Annotated in this window: 5 protein-coding genes and 1 pseudogene; all 6 read right to left on the bottom strand. The window is 63.1% G+C overall.

The genetic code is table 11. The features are described 5' to 3' along the window. Nucleotides 1–378: pseudogene (locus VFE81_RS25270) on the bottom strand (xanthine dehydrogenase family protein molybdopterin-binding subunit); the annotation flags it as partial. Next, on the bottom strand, nt 375–1,376 hold the full coding sequence (locus VFE81_RS25265) for a xanthine dehydrogenase family protein subunit M (RefSeq protein WP_325047198.1): 1,002 nt from the start codon (nt 1,374–1,376) through the stop codon (nt 375–377). The gene VFE81_RS25265 and the pseudogene VFE81_RS25270, both read right to left, overlap by 4 nt. 13 nt (nt 1,377–1,389) lie before the next feature. Beyond that, complete coding sequence (locus VFE81_RS25260) at nt 1,390–2,142, bottom strand: 2Fe-2S iron-sulfur cluster-binding protein (protein WP_325047197.1); 753 nt, start codon at nt 2,140–2,142, stop codon at nt 1,390–1,392. 356 nt (nt 2,143–2,498) lie between these two features. Continuing rightward, nucleotides 2,499–3,182, bottom strand: coding sequence for a Fe2+-dependent dioxygenase (locus tag VFE81_RS25255; RefSeq protein ID WP_325047196.1), 684 nt, complete (start codon nt 3,180–3,182; stop codon nt 2,499–2,501). An 84-nt stretch (nt 3,183–3,266) separates the two neighbouring features. After that, the gene (locus VFE81_RS25250; RefSeq protein WP_325047195.1) at nt 3,267–4,046 is read right to left on the bottom strand and encodes a tetratricopeptide repeat protein; all 780 of its coding nucleotides are present in this window, start codon (nt 4,044–4,046) and stop codon (nt 3,267–3,269) included. 10 nt (nt 4,047–4,056) lie between these two features. Further along, the coding region (locus VFE81_RS25245; protein ID WP_325047194.1) for a TonB-dependent receptor at nt 4,057–5,262 on the bottom strand (1,206 nt) is incomplete at its 5' end.

The following is a 5,262-nucleotide window of genomic DNA, read 5'->3' as shown; positions in this document are numbered from 1 at the left end:
ATAGGTGATGCGCAGTTGGTGCGCTGCGTCGGTGGCATGTTCGAGCGTATCGGCGACCACCACCGCGACCGGCTCGTTGTTGTAGTTAATCTGGTTGTCCTGCAGCAGCGACAACCGGCGGCCGGCCGGTGGCGCCAACGCGGGTTTGCCGCCGTTCGGCAGGCGCGGTGCGTTCTGGTACGTCATCACCAGCAGCACGCCGGGCAGCGCCTGCGCGCGGCTTGCATCGATCGACGCGATCGTGCCGCGCGCAATCGTGCTGGTGACGAGCACCGCATGCGCGAGCCGGGCTTCGGGAAACTCGCCGGCATAGCGTGCTTCGCCGGTGACTTTCAGCAGACCGTCGATGCGGTCGAGCGGTTGACCGATCAGATTCATGCGACACCTCCGGCGCGGCCCGCGGCCTGGTTCACTGCACGCACAATCGCGCGTTGCGCGAGCTGCACCTTGAAACGATTGTCATGCAGCGGCCTGGCATCGCTTAGTGCGGCGGCAGCGGCGTTGTGCAGCCTCGCTTGCGTGAGCGGCTGGTCGTTGAGCATTTGCTCGGCAGCGCTTGCGCGCCACGGTTTGTGGGCGACGCCGCCTAGCGCGATGCGCGCGGTTGTCACGTGGTTGCCGTCCATCTGCAAAGCCGCTGCGACCGAGACCAGCGCAAATGCGTAACTGGCGCGGTCACGCACTTTCAGGTAGTGGGAGTGCGCGCTGAACAAAGGTGGCGGCAAATCGACAGCGGTAATCAACTCACCCGCTTGCAATGTCGTATCGACATCGGGCCGCTCACCGGGAAGCCGATGAAAGTCAGCAAACGTAATGGTGCGTTCGCCTGCGGGGCCGCTCACCCGCACGATGGCGTCGAGCGCTGCAAGCGCCACGCTCATATCCGACGGGTTCACGGCGATACATTGCGGACTCGCACCGAGAATCGCGTGCGTGCGATTGTGGCCGTCGAGGGCCGCGCAGCCGCTGCCGGGCATGCGCTTGTTGCACTGAGTGAAAGCGGTGTCGTAAAAGTAGCCGCAGCGGGTGCGCTGCAACAGATTGCCACCCACCGTCGCCATATTGCGCAATTGCGACGAGGCACCCGCCAGAAATGCCTGCGACAGCAACGGGTATGGTTCGCGCACCAGCGCATGATTGGCCGCATCGCTATTGCGCACCAGAGCGCCGATGCGGATGCCGCCATTCGGCAGCGTCGTGACCGTATCGAGCCCGCTGATGTGCGTGATATCGATTAGCCGCATCGGTCGCGCTACGCCGCCTTTCATCAGGTCGAGCAGATTGGTGCCGCCGCCGATGAATACCGCACCCAGTTGCTGTGCTGCGCGCACGGCACCGGCGACGTCGCCAGCGCGTTCGTAAGAGATCGCATCCATGCTGGTCGCTCCGTCAGGCGTTGACGCTGTGATCGTTGCCGTTGCCGTTGCTGCTGGCGCTTGCGCTGTTCTGCCCGCCGCCCTCATGCACGGCGCGCACCGCCGCGACGATATTCACGTACGCGCCGCAGCGGCAAATATTGCCGCTCATGCGCTCGCGGATTTCGTCGTCGGAAAGTTGTGGCGGACGGCTACGGACATCGGCGGTCACGGTGCTGGCCGTGCCGTTGCGGAATTCGTTCAGCAGGGCAGTCGCGGAACACAACTGCCCGGGCGTACAGTAGCCGCACTGGAACGCATCATGTTCGATGAAGGCGCGTTGCATCGGACTCAGCACGCCGTTGCTGGCGAGTCCTTCAACCGTCGTGATGGTCTCGCCTTCGTGCATCACGGCGAGCGTCAGGCAGGAATTGATGCGGCGGCCGTCGACGATCACCGTGCATGCGCCGCATTGCCCGCGGTCGCAGCCTTTCTTCGTGCCCATCAGTCCCGCGTATTCGCGCAGCGCATCGAGCAAGGTCACGCGCGGCTCGAGTTGCAGCGTATAAGCGCGGCCATTGACGGTCAGCGTGACCGGGCGGGCCGGCACAGGTGCATGGACTTCGGCGGGCGGCGCGGCCGGGGTTTGTGTTTGCGCGCGCAGATGCGGCGCCACGCCGACCGTGGCAGCAGCGGCCGCCGATTGCAGAAAGCGGCGGCGTGACGGTTGGGGTGGCGTGGCGGCGGGCTCGTCGCCCGAATCCTGACGCTTGTTTCTCGTGGACATGACGGTCTGCTGGCTCCATTGAAAGGTCAATGCAGGCTGGCGACTTGCGGGTAACGGACGTGCGGGTAACCAATGCGTCGGCATCCGAAGCGTCGCGGTCTAACTCATCACACTCAGCAATTTCGGTGCCGTTGCGAATGCAACGGTATATCGGCGCGGCACAACGGGGTCTGCCATGACCCGGTTGTGAGTCACGGTGAATCCGATCGAATCGTGGCGAGCGCCGCTAAAGATGCAGTGGCGCGCATCAACCACGCACGTTGCGCTTAACTAAGAGGAAAGTAAATACACGGACGTGCCTTCTTTCTGGGTGCAAAAAGAAAGACTGTTTTGTGCGGGACGAGGAGTCCGCTCAATCAGGCGTCGGCCCAGCGGCGCAGCAGATTGTGATAGATGCCGGTGAGACTTACCACGGTTGCATCGTTCGAACCTTTTTCGGCAGCCAAACGTTGCACGTCGTTGTCGAGTTGAAACAGCATGGCGCGTTCGCCGCCGTCGCGCACCATGCTCTGAATCCAGAAGAAGGACGCGACCCGCACCCCACGCGTCACGGGACTCACGTGATGCAGGCTCGAAGCGGGGTAGAGCACCATGTCGCCGGCCGGCAGCTTCGAGCGATGCACGCCGTAGGTGTCTTCGACGCAAAGTTCACCGCCGTCGTAGGTATCCGGCTCAGCCAGAAAGAGCGTGGCCGACAGATCGCTGCGGATACGGAAGTCTGTGCCGCGCAACTGGCGGATCGCGTTGTCCACATGCGTGCCGAAACCGTCGCCGCCTGCATAGCGGTTAAAGAGCGGTGGAAAGACTTTCAGCGGCAACGCGGCGGAAAAGAAACGCGGATTGTGGCCGAGTGCGTCTTGTATCGCATCGCCCACCGCGCGCGCGGCGGGGGAGCCTTCGGGTAACTGCTGGTTGCGCTTGGCCTGCGCGGACTGTGCACCGGAAGTCGCATTGCCGTCGATCCATTGCGCCGCGTCGAGGATTTCGCGGCATTGCGCGACCTGTTGTTTGCTGAGTACGCCCTGCAGATGCAGCATCATGCGCGCGACTCCTGCGTGTGGAGCATCATCGCGCCTGCAGTGGTGGCTGTATTCATGTCTGGGTCCATGTCTGAATTCGCGCTTCTATTCGTGCCCCGCGCGAACTTTCGTCGCTATGTGCGCAGGTAGGTCTGCATTCAGGCGCTCAGCCAGTGCCCGAAATGCATCAATCGGCGAAGCGGCAAGCCACGCCTGCATCTTCGCGACGAACGCGATAGTTGCCGTGTGCGGCACACGCCCTAACCATGTCAGCGCAGCGTCGATCTCGCCGCACCCGGCCAGTAGCCGCGCGTAGTTGAACTGGCCGCGGAAGTCGCCGCCAACTGCCGCGCGATGGTAATAATCGAGCGCGATGCCGAGGTCGGCATCGACTTCCCAGCCGTCCTCGTAAAAGCTGCCGATAAAGTTGAGCGACTTCACGTGGCCCACTTCGGCGGCGCGCCGGAACCAATGCAGCGCCTGCTCACGATCGCACTCCACACCATTGCCGAGTGCCAACGCCGACGCATAGTTATACATGCCCCAATCGAGTCCCGCCTGCGCCGCGAGCCGGTACCAGTAGACCGCCACTGGCGCACACGCGGTGGTTCCCCAGCCGTGCTCGTAGCATCGGCCCAGCATGTTCATCGCCATCGGATGATCCCGCCGGGCCGCGTGCCTGAACCACGTCAGCGCTTCTTCGGCATTGCGTTCCACGCCGTGACCGTCGAGCAGATACTGGCCGTACACCGCCTGCGCGTCGACGATGCCGTTATGCGCGGCCGCTGCCACCCACGCGGCGGCTTTGGCGGGCGGCCCGGAGAGAATCGCGGCGAGCTCGTCATGCGACACGCTCGCCAGTGCCTTCAGCGTCACCTGTTCCATCGTGCCGTGCCTAGTAATGCGCGTTGAGCGTCAGGAAGGCGGAACGGCCGGCTGCGATCGACGCGTAGTGCGCCGGATAGGCCTGGTCGTAGTACGTCCGGTTGAAGATGTTCTGCACGTTCAATTGCAGATCGACCTTCTTGTTGACCCGGTACGTCGCCATGCCGTCGAAGCGCCAGTACGACGGCACCGCACGCAGATTCGCCGTGTCGCCGTACACCTGCGACATGTAGAACGCGCCGCCGCCGATCGTGAACTTCGGCAATACGTCGTAGTTGGTCCACAGGCTGATGCTGTTCTTCGGCGTGTTCGGAAACTGATGGCCGTTATCCGAGGTGGTCTTGCCGTTGTCGCGCAACTGGCTCTTCATGTACGTGTAGCCGCCGAACACCTGCCACTTGTTCGTCAATTGCCCGGCTACGCCGAATTCGAAGCCCTGCACGCGCTTGTTGCCGACCATTGCGTATTCGTTGTTCGGCAGCGTGACGCGGGCGTTGGTCGTATCGATCTGGAACAGCGCGCCCGTCAGCGAGAGGTGATTGTTCAGCACATTCCACTTGGTGCCGAGTTCGACGCTGCGGTTCTTTTCCGGGGCGAGCTGATCCGCGTTCGCACCGACACCGCCGCGGCCCGGCGTCAGCGATTGCGTTTCGCTGCCCTGGCCGAGCAGGGCGCCGGCCGGCGTCGACGACGTCGCAATCGACGCATACACGCTGCCGTTCGAAGCCGGTTTGAAGACGAGACCGAACTGATAGTTGAACAGCGTGTCGTCGCGTGAGGTGCGCTTGCCGCCGTTGGCAACCGTGTTGCGGAAATCGGTCGAATAATCGTCGACACGCAAACCGACGTTGGCTTGCCAGCGCTTTGTGAGTTCGATCGTATCGAACGCGTACAGCGATTTGGTGGTGGTGCGCTGCTCGCTCGGATCGTTCGCTTTGCTAACCGAACCGGTCCACGGGTCGTTCGGATTCGGCGACCACAGGCTCGTGCAGTTATAACCCGACGCCGCACCGATTCCCCTGGTTTTGCAGATCGCACCGGTGGCCGCAGCCACGGTGTACGAATCGTTCACGCTGGTTTCGCGCGACAGTTCGAGGCCGGTCGTGAAGCTGTGCTTCAGGAAGCCGGTCTTGAACTCGCCGAACAGTTCAGTCTGATTCGCGAGGCTGTAGACGTCGCTGGCACGCGTATTCGCGCGGCGCCACACCATGCCGTT

Source organism: Paraburkholderia sp., from assembly GCF_035656215.1.
GTDB lineage: Bacteria > Pseudomonadota > Gammaproteobacteria > Burkholderiales > Burkholderiaceae > Paraburkholderia.
This window is presented reverse-complemented; position numbering and strand designations above follow the sequence as displayed.

Excerpts from the sequence above, each read along its gene's own strand:
- VFE81_RS25265 (WP_325047198.1), bottom strand. The coding sequence starts at position 1,376 with ATGGATGCGATCTCTTACGAACGCGCTGGCGACGTCGCCGGTGCCGTG.
- VFE81_RS25260 (WP_325047197.1), bottom strand. The coding sequence starts at position 2,142 with ATGTCCACGAGAAACAAGCGTCAGGATTCGGGCGACGAGCCCGCCGCC.
- VFE81_RS25255 (WP_325047196.1), bottom strand. The coding sequence starts at position 3,182 with ATGATGCTGCATCTGCAGGGCGTACTCAGCAAACAACAGGTCGCGCAA.
- VFE81_RS25250 (WP_325047195.1), bottom strand. The coding sequence starts at position 4,046 with ATGGAACAGGTGACGCTGAAGGCACTGGCGAGCGTGTCGCATGACGAG.